The organism is Phaeospirillum tilakii (genome assembly GCF_042683125.1).
Taxonomy (GTDB): Bacteria; Pseudomonadota; Alphaproteobacteria; order Rhodospirillales; family Magnetospirillaceae; genus Phaeospirillum; species Phaeospirillum tilakii.
This window is the reverse complement of the sequence record NZ_JBHUIY010000042.1, coordinates 15931-30326: the sequence shown is the minus strand read 5'-3', so window position 1 is coordinate 30326 and position 14396 is coordinate 15931. Positions and strand designations below refer to the sequence as shown.

At 69.9% G+C, this 14396-nt stretch carries 13 protein-coding genes; 4 read left to right on the top strand and 9 right to left on the bottom strand.

All coding sequences use genetic code 11. The features are described 5' to 3' along the window. Positions 1–315 precede the first annotated feature (315 nt). The 3 genes from msrB to ACFSNB_RS16095 all read right to left on the bottom strand — a co-directional run bounded on the left by msrB (position 316) and on the right by ACFSNB_RS16095 (position 3024). On the bottom strand, positions 316–669 hold the full coding sequence (msrB, locus tag ACFSNB_RS16105; protein ID WP_377318411.1) for a peptide-methionine (R)-S-oxide reductase MsrB: 354 nt from the start codon (positions 667–669) through the stop codon (positions 316–318). A gap of 100 nt (positions 670–769) precedes the next feature. Continuing rightward, a complete protein-coding gene (locus ACFSNB_RS16100) occupies positions 770–1405 on the bottom strand; it encodes an EF-hand domain-containing protein (protein ID WP_377318409.1) in 636 nt (211 codons plus the stop codon). Positions 1406–1509: 104 nt separating this feature from the next. After that, positions 1510–3024, bottom strand: a complete 1515-nt coding sequence (locus ACFSNB_RS16095; protein ID WP_377318407.1) for an FMN-binding glutamate synthase family protein — start codon at positions 3022–3024, stop codon at positions 1510–1512. A gap of 315 nt (positions 3025–3339) precedes the next feature. Here ACFSNB_RS16095 and ACFSNB_RS16090 point away from each other — a divergent pair, with 315 nt between their 5' ends. Further along, positions 3340–5346, top strand: coding sequence for a methyl-accepting chemotaxis protein (locus ACFSNB_RS16090; protein ID WP_377318405.1), 2007 nt, complete (start codon positions 3340–3342; stop codon positions 5344–5346). Positions 5347–5452: 106 nt separating this feature from the next. Then, positions 5453–6442: a hypothetical protein gene (locus tag ACFSNB_RS16085; RefSeq protein ID WP_377318403.1), complete on the top strand. Its 990-nt coding sequence runs from the start codon at positions 5453–5455 to the stop codon at positions 6440–6442. Between the two features lie 190 nt (positions 6443–6632). Here ACFSNB_RS16085 and ACFSNB_RS16080 read toward each other — a convergent pair whose 3' ends face one another. Beyond that, positions 6633–7238, bottom strand: coding sequence for a ribonuclease HII (locus tag ACFSNB_RS16080; RefSeq protein WP_377318401.1), 606 nt, complete (start codon positions 7236–7238; stop codon positions 6633–6635). A 2-nt stretch (positions 7239–7240) separates the two neighbouring features. Then, positions 7241–8320 carry a recombinase RecA gene (gene recA, locus ACFSNB_RS16075; RefSeq protein ID WP_377318399.1) on the bottom strand — a complete coding sequence of 360 codons (1080 nt, stop codon included), beginning with the start codon at positions 8318–8320 and terminating at the stop codon, positions 7241–7243. A 177-nt stretch (positions 8321–8497) separates the two neighbouring features. Between recA and ACFSNB_RS16070 the strand changes: the two genes are divergently transcribed. Then, on the top strand, positions 8498–9184 hold the full coding sequence (locus ACFSNB_RS16070) for a TetR/AcrR family transcriptional regulator (protein ID WP_377318397.1): 687 nt from the start codon (positions 8498–8500) through the stop codon (positions 9182–9184). A gap of 113 nt (positions 9185–9297) precedes the next feature. Next, a complete protein-coding gene (locus ACFSNB_RS16065; protein WP_377318395.1) occupies positions 9298–9774 on the top strand; it encodes an acyl-CoA synthetase in 477 nt (158 codons plus the stop codon). A gap of 114 nt (positions 9775–9888) precedes the next feature. On the opposite strand, the gene ACFSNB_RS16060 is transcribed toward ACFSNB_RS16065, so the two are convergent. The 4 genes from ACFSNB_RS16060 to ACFSNB_RS16045 form a co-directional block, all read right to left on the bottom strand. Continuing rightward, positions 9889–10086, bottom strand: coding sequence for a hypothetical protein (locus ACFSNB_RS16060; protein ID WP_465264575.1), 198 nt, complete (start codon positions 10084–10086; stop codon positions 9889–9891). Between the two features lie 331 nt (positions 10087–10417). Continuing rightward, complete coding sequence (locus ACFSNB_RS16055) at positions 10418–11023, bottom strand: hypothetical protein (protein ID WP_377318393.1); 606 nt, start codon at positions 11021–11023, stop codon at positions 10418–10420. A 65-nt stretch (positions 11024–11088) separates the two neighbouring features. Then, entirely contained in the window at positions 11089–12201 is a 1113-nt protein-coding gene (locus ACFSNB_RS16050) for a glycosyltransferase (protein WP_377318391.1), read from the bottom strand. A gap of 84 nt (positions 12202–12285) precedes the next feature. Beyond that, positions 12286–14217, bottom strand: a complete 1932-nt coding sequence (locus ACFSNB_RS16045; RefSeq protein WP_377318389.1) for an ABC transporter ATP-binding protein/permease — start codon at positions 14215–14217, stop codon at positions 12286–12288. Between the last annotated feature and the right edge of the window lie 179 nt (positions 14218–14396).

Genomic DNA, 14396 nt, shown 5'->3' with positions numbered 1-14396 from the left:
GCCGGCGCAGGCGCGGCTTCCGCGGCGGCGGCGGCTGGGGCGGCGGCCGGTGCGGCGGCGGCGGGTTCGGCCGCCGGTGCCGCCGCCGGGGGTTCGTCGGCCGCCAGGACCGGACCGGCCAGGATCACCGAGAAAACCGACGCCAACAGAATGGAATGCTTGCTCATGGTGCGTTGTCCCTTCGAGTCGCTGCGACGAGGGGGGATGAGGGCTTGAAAATAACACGTTTCCGCGCCGGCAGGTAACAGTGGTGAAACCGGGGCGGTTCATCTCCCGCGCGCGCCGGCCGGCGGGGGGCGCCGCTGGCGCCCGGCCTCATTCCTCGGGGATGAAGTGCAGGGCGAGGCCGTTGATGCAGTAACGCTGGCCGGTGGGGGCGGGGCCGTCGTCGAACACATGGCCGAGATGGCCGCCGCAGGACCGGCACAGCACCTCGGTGCGGATCATGCCGTGCGAGCTGTCGGGCCGGGTGGCGACGGATTGTTCGAGCGGGGCGGCGAAGCTCGGCCAGCCGCAGCCGCTGTCGAACTTGGCGCCGGACTCGAACAGGGGCTGGCCGCAGCCGGCGCAACGGAACTGGCCGCTGCGCCGTTCGTGGTTGAGCGGGCTGGAAAAGGGCGGCTCGGTCGCGCCGTGGCGCAGCACGTCGTCCTTGTCGGGAAACGTCATCGTGGTCTCTCCCGGGCAGTCGGGGCCGGGCGGCCCCCTGTCGGGGAGAGATGGGGCGCGGCCGGCCGGGCGGCAAGCCCGCGCCGCCGGCCGCGCCGGTTCAGGCGCCGGTGGTCGAGCCGCTGTCGGTGGTCGAGGCGCTGGCGCTGGCGGCGGCCGCCGTCTTGGCGTCGAGCGCGGTCTCGACCGCCTTGATCCGGGCGACCGAGGCCTGATAGATCGCATTCAGCACGTCGTCGCCGCCGCTGCCGTCCGACGTCTGGGTGTCGCTCTTGATCGAGCCGTCGGCCTGCATCAGCATCCGCGCGATGTCGTCCTGGTTGAACGTGCCGTCGCCGGTGCGGTCGACCAGATCGATCTGCTGCTTGATGTCGTCGGATACCAAGCTGCTGGCCGAACTCAGTTCCTTGGCGCTGATCTTGCCGCTGTTGTCGCTGTCGAGGGTGGCGAACGCCTTGGCCAGCGCGCTGTCGGTTTCCTGGGCCGACAGCAGGGTCAGCCCGGTGGCGGCGCTGAAGCGGTCGGAGAAGGTGACGAATTCGCTGACCGACAGCGCGCCGTCGCCGTCGGTGTCGGCATCGTCGATCAACGCGTTGACGGTATCGGAATTGCCCGACAGCGCGCCGGCCAGTTCCTGCGGGCTGACCACGCCGTCGCCGTTGGTGTCGGCGGCCGCCAGTTTTTGCTGTATTTTCGTCCAGGTCGACGAGTCCGGGGTCGTGACGCTGTTGACCATTTTCGCGATCCTTTCTGTCAATCCCACTACGCGCATTCCTTGCGCCTGAGCCGCGACGGGCCGGGGCTCCACCTTAAACGGTCGGTTGCTCGCGATCCAGGCGGTCAATCTTGCGGCGGTGGGGGCGACCCGGCCGGGGGGAACACCTCCGACATTGGCCGCGACCGTCCGTCGGGCTGGACCAGCCGGCAATGCGCCCGGGTCAGGGCGCGCGGCTCGGGCACCCCGCAGGAATGGGCCAGGATCCCCACCTCGCGATTGAGGCCCTGGACGTAATGGGCCACCCGTTCCGCCTTGTCGGCCGGGTCGAGGCCGCGTTGCAGGCGGGGGTTGTGGGTGGTGATCCCGGTCGGGCAGGTGTTGCGGTTGCACTGCATCGCCTGGATGCAGCCCAGCGCGAACATGAAGCCCCGGGCCGAATTGACGTAATCGGCCCCGGCGCACAGCGCCCAGGCCACCTCGGCCGGGGTCACCAGCTTGCCCGAGGCGATCACCCGCACCCGCTCGCGCAGGCCGAATTCGGTCAGCCGGTCGACCAGCATCGGCAGCGATTCCTGAATCGGCAGGCCGACATAATCGATCAGGCTCTGCGGCGCCGCCCCCGAGCCGCCATCGGCCGAATCGACGGTGATGAAGTCGGGTGCCGCCGCCGGCCCGCGTTCGAGGATCCGCCGGCACAGCGTGTCGAACCAGGCGAAATCGCCGAACACCGTCTTGAACCCGGTCGGCTTGCCGGTGACGGCGCGGATATGGGCGATCACGTCGAGCAGGGCGTCGGGGCTGTCGATCTCGGGATGGCGGTTGGGGCTGAGCGAATCCCGCCCGATCTCGATGCCGCGGATCGCGGCGATCTCGGCGGTGACCTTGGCGGCGGGCAGGATCCCGCCCTTGCCCGGCTTGGCCCCCTGCGCCAGCTTGATCTCGAACATCCGCACCTGGGGGATCGCCGCCAGCGCGGCGAGGCGGCCGTCGTCGAGCCGGCCGGCTTCGTCGCGCACCCCGTATTTGGCGGTGCCGAGCTGGAACACCAGATCGCAGCCGCCGGCAAGGTGATGGGGCGCGAGCCCGCCCTCGCCGGTGTTGAGCCAGCATCCGGCCTTGGCCGCCCCCAGCGACAGCGCCCGCACCGCCGGGGCCGACAGCGCGCCGTAGCTCATCGCCGAGATGTTGAACAGGGCGTCATGGCGATAGGGGTGGCGGCAGAAGCCGGCGCCGATCACCATCGGCCGCACCGCCCGGGCCTCCTCGTCGAGGGTGGGGAAGGCGGCGTTGACGAAGATCAGCTCGCCCGGCACCCGCAGCGCCCGGGTCGAGCCGAACGCCACCGTCGCGTCGAGATCCTTGGCGGCGCGGTAGATCCAGCCGCGCTGGGCCCGGTTGAACGGCATCTCCTCGCGGTCGAGGGCGAAGAAATACTGGCGGAAGAAATCGCCCAGATATTCGAACCCATAGCGGAACCGTCCGATCACCGGGTAATTCCGCCGCACCGCGTGCCGGGTCTGGGTGACGTCGGCCACGTAGAGCGCGACGATCACCACCACCGCCACCCCGAGCCCCAGCACCACCAGCGCCACCAGCAATTCGTTGGCGGAGCGCACCGCCTCGACCACCCGTTCCATCGCCCGCCTCCTGCCGTGGCCGGGGCTCCGCCGCGCGGGGTCCCATACCATACGCTTAAGACCGTCCTGGACCGACAGGATAGGCCGGTCCGGGATGGGTCGCATGCGAAATCGCGTGGATTTTATACGAATGCCGCCATTGTCGCGGGGCGGCAACGGTCGCATGGTCTGCGCTGGATTTTGTGCCCTGCCGCGAGGCGTGGCCGTGCCGGTCCGCCGGGACCGCCGCCGCCTTTCGCGCCAGGGCGGGAAACCCGCCGGGCAACGCCGCCGGCCGGGCCAGCCCCGACCGCGCGGCCAGAGCGGAACGAGCGGATGATGAGATTTGCGGATTTGGCGGTGATGCAGCGGGTCGGCCTCGGCTTCGGGGGGGTGATCCTGCTGCTGTGTCTGGTTGGAGCGGTCAGTTTCCTCGGCCTCAGCGGCGCCGACGCGGCGTTCGGCGATTATCGCGGTCTGGCGCGCGAGACCAACGGCATCGCCCAGGTCCAGGCCAGCCTGCTCCGCGCCCGGTTCGAGGTGCGGGCCTTCCTCGATGACGGCGACGCGGCGGCCCGGCGCGGTTTCGACGAGCAGGCCCGGGCGATGGACGAGGCCACCCGCGTCCTGCTGGCCGAGACCGACGATGCCGAGCAGGCGGGCCGGGTCCGGCGGATCGCCGCCGATTTCGCCACCTATGCCGACGCCTTCCATCAGGTGACCGAACTGCGGCAGCGGCGCGACGACCTCGTCGCCGCTGAACTCGACGGCCAGGGCGCGGCGCTGGAAGCCAGCCTGACCGCGCTGGCCGAAGCCTCGGCGCGCGGTGGCGAGGCCGAGGCCGCGCTGCGGGCGGGCGAGGCGCTGCGGCTGGTGCTGGCGGCGCGGCGCGGTCTCGACCGCACCCTGGCCGGCGGAGCCGCCGCCGCCCCCGGCACCGCCTTGGCCGCCGCCTCGGCCCTGCTGGCCGAGCTGACCCCGCGCCTGGGCGACCCGCACCGGCGCGAGCTGGCCGGGCAGGCCCGGGCCGCGCTCGACCGGGTCGCCGCCGCCGGCCGCGCCCTGGGCGGGATCGCCGAGCAGCAGCGGGCGCTGACCGAGGAGCGCCTCAACCAGCTCGGCCCGCGCATGGCGGCGGCGATCGAGGAATTCCGCGCCCAGTTGCGGGCGCGCCAGTCGGCGCTGGGGGCCAGCGCCAGTGGCCGGGTTCATGCCAGCCGGCTGTGGGTCGGCGGCCTCGCCCTGGCCGCGCTGCTGGTCGGGGTGGCCGGGGCGTGGCTGGTGGCGCGCTCGATCTCGCGGCCGCTGACGGCGATGACGGCGGCGATGGACCGCCTCGCCGGCGGCGACACCTCGGTCGAGATCCCCGCCGCCGGCCGCCGCGACGAGATCGGCGAGATGGCCCGCGCCGTCGCGGTGTTCAAGGACAACGCCCTGCGCGTCGCCGCCCTGCAGGCGGAGCAGGAGGAAAGCCGGCGGCGGGGCGAGGCCGACCGGCGGCAGGCGATGGCCTCCCTGGCCGACCGGTTCGAGACGGCGGTGATGGGGCTGGTGCATGGCGTGTCGTCCCAGGCGGCCGAGATGCGCGCCGCCGCCGAGGACCTGTCCGGCTCGGCCGAGCATTCCTCGTCCCAGGCCGCCACCGTCGCCGGGGCGGCGATGCAGGCCAGCGCCAGCGTCGAGACGGTGGCCTCGGCGGCGGAGGAGCTGTCGGCCTCGATCCGCGAGATCGGCCGCCAGGTCGGCGAGGCCGCCCGGGTGTCGGACGAGGCCACCACCACCGCCCGCGAGACCAATGCCAAGGTCGAGGGGCTGGCCGCCGCCGCCGACCGGATCGGCGAGGTGATCGGCCTGATCGGCGAGATCGCCGACCAGACCAACCTGCTGGCGTTGAACGCCACCATCGAGGCGGCGCGGGCGGGCGAGGCCGGCAAGGGCTTCGCCGTGGTGGCGGGCGAGGTCAAGAACCTCGCCACCCAGACGGCGCGGGCCACCGACGAGATTTCCACCCAGATCGTCGCGGTGCAGGAGGAAACCCGCCGCACCGTCGCCGCCATCGCCGCCATCGCCGGGGTGATCGATCAGGTCCGCCGCATCTCCGCCGACATCGCCGCGGCGGTCGAGCAGCAGGACGCCGCCACCCGCGAGATCGCCCGCAACGTCCACGAGGCCGCCAACGGCACCGGGGCGGTCTCCTCGACCATCGAGACCATCAGCCGCTCCGCCGTCGCCACCGGCGCCGCCTCGCGTCAGGTGCTGGGCTCGGCCGAGACCCTGGCCCACTCGGCCGACACCCTGCGCGCCGAGGTCGGCCGCTTCCTCGACGGGGTGCGGGCGGGGTGATCCGCGCAGTGGAGGGCGGCACGCGACGATAAATGCATTCCGGGAGGTCGCGCCCGCCATGATAGGATGACCTGGTCAAACTGCGTCCCGAAACGAGGAGGCGACGATGGCCGGAACCGAAATGATGGCGGTCGGCGGTTCGTTGTACCAGGGGGCGCGGGCGATGACGGTCCGGGCCGATCTGTGCCGGGACAGCGTGCCGGCCCGGCTGGCCCGCAGCCTGGGCTTTCCCTTCGCCAGCCCCGATCCCGGCCTGCCGGTGATCCTCGATTCCGAGACGTGGCGGCGCCAGCCGCGCCGGCTCGGGCGCGAGTTGGCCGAATTCATCCGCTACTGGATGCGCGAGCCGGACTCGCCCGGCGGTCATGGCTGTTTCGACAATCTGGCGGTGGCCGGCTCGGCGGTGTGGCACTTCTACGATTTCACCGCTGGCGACGGCTCGCGTCAGGCCAGCGAGGAATTCGTCCGGCTCGGCGCCGGCCTTCCCACCCCGCACAGCCTCGCCCGGATCGATCTCGGCCGGCTGATCCTCGGCATCAACGCCCGCTTCGTGCTCAATCCGCTCAACCGCCCCGGCCGCGACGCGATGACCCAGCTCGGCTGGATCGCCGAGCGGCGGCCGCGCCGGCTGCTGGTCGATCCCGGCGACGGCAATGCCCCGGCCGGCGGCGACGGCTCCTGGCTGTTCGGCCGTCCCGGCGGCCGCGATCCCGCCGATTTCAGCCAGATCGACACCCTGGCCGCCACCCTCGACGCCCTGCCGCGCGAGGTCGAGACGGTCTATCTCAATGGCCTGATCCCGCCCGTTCCCGGCCAGGGCGCGGCGGTGGCCGCGCTTGATCGCGTCATCCTGGCCCGGCTCGCCGCCCGGCTGGGGCGCCATCGGCTGGTGTGGATCGACCTCGCCGATCTCGACGCCACCCGCCCCGATCTGGCCGACCGGGTCGCGGCGCGGGTGCTGGCGGCGATGGTCGAAAGCGAAACCCCCGGCTGCGCCCCGCCGCCGCTGGAACCGGCCCGCCCGTCCGTTCCGGCGGTGGTCAGCCCGGCCGGCGAGGCGGCGGTGGCGACCCTGCTGCGGCAGGCCCGGCGCTGACCGGGGCGAGGCCCCAAGAATTCGCGGGCTCCGCCCGCACCCGCCAAGGGCCGAAGGCCCTTGGAACCCTTTCCTTGCCCTTCGCGCGGCCAACGCCCGCGCCCAAGCGGGAAGGCCGCTCCACGCCCGACCATCAATGGGTTCCAAGGGCCTTGCGGCCCTTGGCGGGGGCGGGCGGAGCCCGCGCGACTTACCGGCCGAGGGCGCGGGCGACCGGGGCGAAGGAGCGGCGGTGGTGGGGGGTAACGCCGAGGCGGGCCAAGGCGTCGAGATGGGCGGCGGTGCCGTAGCCGGCATTGCGTTCCCAGCCATAGCCGGGGAAGTCGCGCGCCAGATCCGCCATCAGCGCGTCGCGGTGGACCTTGGCGACGATCGAGGCGGCGGCGATCGACAGCGAGCGTCCGTCGCCGCCGACCACCGGATGGGCCGGGCAGGGCAGGGCCGGGGCGTGCGGCCCGTCGATCAGGGCATGGTCGATCGGCCGGCCCAGCCGTGCGGCCAGGGCGTCGCAGGCGCGGCGCATCGCCAGGAAGGTGGCCTGGAGGATGTTGAGGCGGTCGATCTCCTCGACCTCGGCGCGGCCGAGCGTGACCAGGGCGGTGTCGGCGAGGTCGGCGGCGAGGATCTGGCGCCGCCGCGCGGTCAGGCGCTTGGAATCGTCGAGGCCGGGATAGGCGCGGGCGGGGTCGAGCCACGCGGCGGCGGCGATCACCGGGCCGGCGAGCGGGCCGCGCCCGACCTCGTCGAGGCCGATGACGCAGCCGCCCAGCGCGGTTTCCAGGCTGAAATCCGGCATCCTTACTCTTCGGTCGGGTTGCCGTCGAGATCGCCCGGGCCGGCGGCCAGCACCTCGGACAGCAGCCCGGCGTTCTGGCGGATCGCCCCCTCGATCTCGGCGGCGGCGTCGGCATGGTCGCGCAGCCACGCCTTGGCGTTCTCGCGGCCCTGGCCGATCCGGGTCGAATTGTAGGAGAACCACGCCCCCGACTTCTCGATCACCCCGGCCTTGATGCCGAAATCGATCAGTTCGCCGGTCTTCGACACCCCCTCGCCGTACATGATGTCGAATTCGACCACCTTGAACGGCGGGGCGAGCTTGTTCTTGACCACCTTGACCCGGGTCTGGTTGCCGACCACCTCGTCGCGGTCCTTGATCGCGCCGATGCGGCGGATGTCGAGCCGGATCGAGGCGTAGAACTTCAGCGCGTTGCCGCCGGTGGTGGTTTCCGGGTTGCCGAACATCACCCCGATCTTCATCCGGATCTGGTTGATGAAGATCACGATGGTCTTCGAGCGCGACACCGAGCCGGTCAGCTTGCGCAGTGCCTGGCTCATCAGCCGGGCATGCAGGCCGACATGGGAATCGCCCATCTCGCCCTCGAGTTCGGCGCGCGGCACCAGGGCGGCGACCGAATCGACCACCAGCACGTCGACCGCGCCGGAGCGCACCAGGGTGTCGGCGATCTCCAGCGCCTGCTCGCCGGCATCGGGCTGGCTGATCAGCAGGTCGTCGAGATTGACGCCGAGGCGGCGGGCGTAGGAGGGGTCGAGCGCGTGTTCGGCATCGACGAAGGCGCAGGTGCCGCCGCGTTTCTGCGCCTCGGCGATCACATGCAGCGCCAGGGTGGTCTTGCCCGAGCTTTCCGGGCCGTAGATCTCGATGATCCGGCCGCGCGGCAGGCCGCCGATGCCCAGCGCGATGTCGAGGCCGAGCGAGCCGGTCGAGACCACTTCGGTCTCCACCACCTGATCCTTCTGGCCGAGCCGCATGATCGAGCCCTTGCCGAACGCCCGTTCGATCTGGGTGACTGCCGCTTCCAGCGCCTTCTGTCTGTCCATCGTATCCTTGTCCACGAGACGCAACGCAGCCTGCGACATGGCCTCCTCCTCCTCTAACCCGATCCGGGGGCAGGTGCAACCGCTGTTCATCGTACACCATTCGTTCTCCGCTTCAACGACAAATGTTCTCGTGTTGTCCCAAGGGGGCGGGGTTGACGGCGTCGGGTGTCGCTGCGATCATGACGGGAAGGAATGGTTGGGAAAGAAACTGGCGGCATGGACGGATCGACCGAAAAAGAAGCGATAGTTCCAGGCGGGGACGCGCATGGCGGGAAAAAAGCTAAGCGGGAGCGGTCGCGCCTGCCGCGCGGCGAGCGCGAGCGGCTGATCGTCGCCGAGGCGGCGCGGTTCTTCGCCGAGGTCGGGTTCGAAGGCCAGACCCGGGTGCTGGCGCAGCGGCTCGGCGTCACCCAGCCGCTGCTCTACCGCTATTTTCCCGACAAGGATGCGCTGATCGCCCGGGTCTGCCGCGACATCGTCGCCAGCGAATGGGATCATGTCTGGACTCTGATCCTGCGCGACCGCGCCCGTCCGCTCGAGGAGCGGCTGATCGAGATCTACCGCCTCTACGCCCGCGCCCGCGCCAGCAATGACGGCATCCGCCTGTTCCTGTTCGCCGCCCTGCGCGACGAGCGGCTGGCGATCGAGCGGCTGCGCCGGCTGCACGACCTGCTGTTCCTGCCGGTCTGCGCCGAGGCGCGGGCCGAATCCGGCCGGGCCGAGGGGCCGATCGGCGCCGCCGAGATCGACATCGTCGCCGGGCTGCACGGCGCGGTCACCTGCGCCCTGCTGCACCGGGTGACCCGCCAGACCACCGACTGGGCCCAGTTCGACCTGACCATCGCCGCGATGGTGCGGATCGGGGTCGAGGCCCTGCGCGGGGGGGCGGCGGCCGAGGGCTGAGCCTTGCCGCGAGCGGCATGCCCGGGAAAAGTGCGGCCGGGCGTGTTCGCCGATTGCCTTTGCCGCGCGGCGATGCCATCGTTTCCGACATGGCCAAAGCAAAGACATCCGCCGTGGCGCAGGCCAAGGCCGCCGCCGCCGCCAAGAAGGCACCCAAGAGCGCCGGCATCAACAAGTCGGTCGCCCTGATCCTGCTGGCGGCGCTGGTGCCGTTCTCGCTGCCGACGGTGGTGCTGGTGTTCTTCACCATGCTGCCGACCCTGGTTTCCTGGGTGGCGGAAAAGGGGCCGCACCGCTACGCCTATCTCTGCGTCGGCGGGCTCAATCTCGCCGGGCTGTTCCCCTACCTGTTCTCGCTGTGGTTCGGGGTCCACACCCTCGACGAAGCCTTCCGCATGATCACCGATCCGATGATGCTGCTGACCGTCTATGGCTGCGCGTTCCTCGGCTGGGGGATCTACACCCTGCTGCCGCCGCTGGTGGCGACCTATCTCGCCAACCACAATCGCAACCGCATCACCAATCTGCGCAGTTTGCAGGCCAAGCTGGTCAGCGAATGGGGCGAAGAGGTCTCGCGCAAGGCGGCGTGACGGCCCGGTTTGGCGGGCGCCAAGTGGGCTGCCGCCCACACCCGCTCGGGGGGATCCCCGAACCCCCCTGTTTTTCTCAGGTCATACGCGCCATGCCCGGCGAGAGCCTCACTGTCAGCCTTGCGCCGGCAATTCGGTGGGGAAATCGCAGAGGGCCAGCGACAGCCGGGTCAGCCCGCCCAGCGCCCGCGTCGCGATCTGCACCCAGGCCGGGTCGCCCTCGGCCCGTTGCAGCGCGGTTTCGAACGCACTGAGACGGGGCCTCTCCGGTATCGAGCTTTCCTCCAGGCAGTTCCCATTCGCTCCGTTCATTTTCGAGGAGCACAACCTTGCTCTCGGAAAACAAAACTCCTTTTACGGATACCGGGAAACGCATGCTTGCCTCCCCAATAAATTTTGAAATAGGTGCGCCAGAATTCTTCATGGAACAGTCTTGAGGGCCTTCCTGGCGTCCTTGTCCATAAATTGAAGATTGCCGTCTGTCGGCGATTTATGGCTTAAAAAACAAAGAAGGTCCGGGGGGCATCGCCCACCAGAGGATGAGGTGCAGTTGCTCTTGCGCATCCCGCAAAAAACGGAAATAAAACCGCAAGTAAACGGCAATCGATAAATTCCACTCATGCCACGACAAGTCTTCAGATGTTCAGCCCTCCGTCCATTGTTCATCGGAGGGGTGCAGGGGGGATCTCGACCAATTCATGGCCGAGAGAATGGCGGCAGCATCACCATCAAATTCCTGCCGATAATGATGTTGGTGGGGGAAAGAGGAATTCAGATTACCCGCCTCGAATCCCATGCTGCGCAACGCAGATGCAAACCGTTCAAGGGGGCCATAGGCAAATATCAGGTTATGGCGATCCCATACCACCGTGGCATTTTCGCTGGGAGAGTGCGCCCAAACATCGTGTCGCCCATCTCCAGACCAAAACGACGAATAACGATCCAAGAATGCATTGAACTCATCGCGTTCAAGCGCGGGGCTCTGGTAGCGCCCGGGCTCTCCTTCGCCACGGGGGGTGTGCAAGACGTAAAGGAAGAGGTACGGAGGAGTTAATTGGTTGACAAGAGCGCGGAAGACCGAGCTATCGCCTTTCGGCACGCCCGCAACTAACCGCTTTTCTTCGTTGTCGGCTCCCTGTGTCTTAAACACGGGGTCGTGGGAATGCTCAACCCAGTCGCCGCCGACCTCTACGGACAGTTTATACATCGCCGTGCCCTCAGGGTGCCGCCGCAGATGGCCCTGAGCCACCGCTCCACTCTTTTATAAAAAAGTTGCGCAAAAGACAAAGCCCGGCAACCGAAAGGCTGCGGCGCCTAACCTTGCGCCGGCAATTCGGTGGCGAGGAAATCGAGGGCGAGGCGCAGTTCGGCATCGTCCGGCGACAGCTTGACGCCGGCGGTGGCGAAGTCGCGCGCGGTGGCGAAATCGCCCAGCGCCAGCGACAGCCGGGTCAGCCCGCCCAGCGCCCGCGTCGCGATCTGCACCCAGGCCGGGTCGCCCTCGGCCAGTTGCAGCGCGGTCTCGAACGCGGTGAACGCCTCCTGGACCCGGCCGAGCGATTCGTAGCGGGCGCCGAGCGCGGTGTGGAACCGGCCGGTCTGGCCGGCCAGCGGCGCCCAGGATTCGAGGAAGGCGGCGGCGGCGGCATCGTTGCCGGGGTTGAGCGCCTCGGCCACCATGTCGGCGAGGTCGCCGGCGATGAAGGGGGGATGGATCTCGATCCCGGCCTCGACCAGCAGGCGGCATTCGTCGGCCACCGGCCCCATCGCCGCGCCGTCGCCCCAGAAGCGGTACAGTTCAAGCAGCTTGTAGCGGCTGTAGAGGTCGGTCGGGTCGTCCGACAGCGCCAGGGTCAGCAGCCGTTCGTCGCGTGCCCGCTTGTTCTGCCGCGTCATCTGTTCGCGCAGATAGCCGACATGGCGCACCGGGGTCGCCAGCCGGGCGAATTTCAGCCCGCGCGCTTCCAGCACCTCCCGCGCCGATTCGGTCGCGTCCTCGTGGATGCGGTAGCGGTAGGCCAAGCCGGGCAGGTTGCGGAACAGCCGCAGCGGGTGGGCGGTGCGGCAGCCGCCATTGGGCAGCAGGCTGGCCTGCGGCAGGGTCGCCGCCCCCACCGTGGCGTCCTCGACCAGCGCCCGTAATTCGGCGGCGAAGCCGGCTTCGGGGAATTCGTCGGAATCGAGCACCAGGATCCAGTCGCCGGTGGCGTGGCGCAGGCTTTCGTTGCGGGCGCGGGCGAAATCCTCGGCCCAGGTCTGGTGGTGGATTTCCGCCCCCGCCGCCGCCAGACGCTCGGCGGTGCGATCGACCGAGCCGGTATCGACCACCACCCACTGATCCCAGATCCCGTCGAGATGGGCGAGGAACTCGTCGATCAGCGGTTCGGCGTCGCGCACGATCATGCACAGACTGATGCGGGGCTTCATCGGGGATCCTCCGGCGCAGGCGTCGGCCCGGTGCCGTCGCCTGTTCGGTGTAGCATCATTCCCGCCCGGCGGCGAGGGCGGGGCTCAGTTGCGCCAGTCGCCGTGCTTGCCGCCGCGATTGCCGGTCAGCGAGCGGCGTTCGTTGCGGCGGAACGGGGCGAGCAGGCGGCCGCTCCAGCTGGCCGAGCGGGTGGGCGGCGGCGGCGGCTCGTGCCCGGGACGGCGGTCGCCGCGTTCGACCGTCTCGCCTCCGCTGACGGGCAGGATCAGGGTGCGGTGATGCAGCGCCGCCAGTTCGGGATGGAAGCCCACCGTCAGCAGGGCGGCGTCGGGGAAGCGTTCGACCACCAGCCGCATCAGGGCGATCTCGGTGTCGGGGTCGAGCGCGTCGGTCGCCTCCTGCATCGCGATCCAGCTCGGCCGGTGCAGCAGCAGCCGGGCGATGCCGATCTGCTGCTGTTCTGCCTGGCCGAGGATCTGGTCCCAGTTGGTGCGCTCGGTCAGGCGGTCGCCGAGAGCGGCAAGCCCGACCTCGGCCAGCGCCGCCCGCATCGCCCCCTCGGTGAAGCTGTCCGAGGTGGCGGGGTAGGCCAGCACCCCGCGCAGCGAGCCGATCGGCATGTAGGGTCGCTGCGGCAGGAAGAACAGGGTGGCGTTGTGCGGCAGGCTGACCGTGCCGCTGCCCCACGGCCACAGCCCGGCGATCACCTTGAACAGCTTGACCGCGGTGTCGTGCTCGCCGGCGATCAGCACCCGCTCGCCCGGCAGGATCTCGGCCGACAGGCCCGACAGCACCGGGGTGCCGTCGGCCTCGGCGATGGTCAGGTCGTGCAGCGACAGGCTGCCCCGGTCGCGCGACTTCTCGACCACGATGGCATGGGCGTCGGGGCGGGAGGAATCGGCGCGCAGGGAATCGAGCGCGTCGCGCAGCGACAGCACCCGTTCGACCGAGGCCCGCCATTCCGCCATCTTCTGCATGTTGTCGACCGGCCAGGACAGCGCCCCGGCCAGTTGCTGGAAGGCCAGCGCCGATTGCATGGTCTGGCCCAGGGTGGCGTCGCCCGACATGTAGCGCGGCGCCACCAGCAGGATCGGCAGCGCCGCCGACACCACGGTATAGCCGGTGCTGAACAGCGACAGGAACATCATGCCGCGGGTCTGGCGCTGCCACGCCCCCTCGATGCCGCGGAACAGGTCGGTGAAGCGCCGCCGTTCCCCGCTTTCGCCATGGACCAGGGCGATCGCCTCGGCGTTCTCGCGGGCATGGACCAGCCCGAAGCGGAAATTGGCCTCGGCGGTCTGGCGCAGGTCGGTGGCGCTGATCAGCGGCTGGCCGATCCACAGCGCCAGGGTCGAGGCCAGCGCGGCATAGGCGAACGCCACCCACACCAGGAAGCCGGGGATCTCGATCAGGGTCTTGCCGACATGGAACTCGATCCCGCTCGACAGCGCCCACAGGATGCTGACGAAGCTGCCGAGCAGCATCATGCAGTAACTGAGCGAATGGGCGAGGTCGATCGCGTATTCGGTGGTGACGCGGATGTCCTCGGCGATGCGGCTGTCGGGATTGTCGTGCTTGTCCGGCTCGCCCGGCACCCGGTTGAGCAGGTAATGGTGCCCCATCGCCATCCAGCGGTTCTGCAACTGCCGGGTCAGCCAGCGCCGCCAGCCGAGCTGCAACTGTCGCTTGACCCACAGGTGACAGGTGTTGATCACCATGTTGCCGACGAAGATCGTCAGGATGGTCAGCAGCAGCGGGTAGAAGCGGCGGAACGAATGCTGCTCGATCGCGTCGAACAGGCGGGCGTTCCACAGATTGAGCGAAATCGGAATCGCCACCTGGCCGATGGTCAGCAGGATCAGCGCCAGCACCAGCAGCCGGTAGCGCCAGCGGTCCTCCGCCGCCCAGAACGGTCCGGCCAGACGCCAGAACCGCCGCAGGAAAATCCCCAGGGCTCGTACAGGCGACGGCCTGCTCCCCGGCCGTGCCTTGGTTTCCTCGCCGTCGGTCGTCATCGATTTCTCCCCGTCGCCGGGGAGCTCCCCTCACTCCGCCACTTAACCGCGTTTACGGCGTGACGGAAAGAGCCTTTCGGGCCGGTCGGACCGCTTCGATGTCGTCACCCCGTGCCCTGGCGGCAAGGGGGCGGCGATCGTCATGATTCCGCCCACGACAGCCGGGGCGCGTCGCGCTA

Excerpts from the sequence above, each read along its gene's own strand:
- msrB (WP_377318411.1), bottom strand. The coding sequence starts at position 669 with ATGACGTTTCCCGACAAGGACGACGTGCTGCGCCACGGCGCGACCGAG.
- ACFSNB_RS16100 (WP_377318409.1), bottom strand. The coding sequence starts at position 1,405 with ATGGTCAACAGCGTCACGACCCCGGACTCGTCGACCTGGACGAAAATA.
- ACFSNB_RS16095 (WP_377318407.1), bottom strand. The coding sequence starts at position 3,024 with ATGGAACGGGTGGTCGAGGCGGTGCGCTCCGCCAACGAATTGCTGGTG.
- ACFSNB_RS16090 (WP_377318405.1), top strand. The coding sequence starts at position 3,340 with ATGATGAGATTTGCGGATTTGGCGGTGATGCAGCGGGTCGGCCTCGGC.
- ACFSNB_RS16085 (WP_377318403.1), top strand. The coding sequence starts at position 5,453 with ATGGCCGGAACCGAAATGATGGCGGTCGGCGGTTCGTTGTACCAGGGG.
- ACFSNB_RS16080 (WP_377318401.1), bottom strand. The coding sequence starts at position 7,238 with ATGCCGGATTTCAGCCTGGAAACCGCGCTGGGCGGCTGCGTCATCGGC.
- recA (WP_377318399.1), bottom strand. The coding sequence starts at position 8,320 with ATGTCGCAGGCTGCGTTGCGTCTCGTGGACAAGGATACGATGGACAGA.
- ACFSNB_RS16070 (WP_377318397.1), top strand. The coding sequence starts at position 8,498 with ATGGACGGATCGACCGAAAAAGAAGCGATAGTTCCAGGCGGGGACGCG.
- ACFSNB_RS16060 (WP_465264575.1), bottom strand. The coding sequence starts at position 10,086 with ATGAACGGAGCGAATGGGAACTGCCTGGAGGAAAGCTCGATACCGGAG.
- ACFSNB_RS16050 (WP_377318391.1), bottom strand. The coding sequence starts at position 12,201 with ATGAAGCCCCGCATCAGTCTGTGCATGATCGTGCGCGACGCCGAACCG.
- ACFSNB_RS16045 (WP_377318389.1), bottom strand. The coding sequence starts at position 14,217 with ATGACGACCGACGGCGAGGAAACCAAGGCACGGCCGGGGAGCAGGCCG.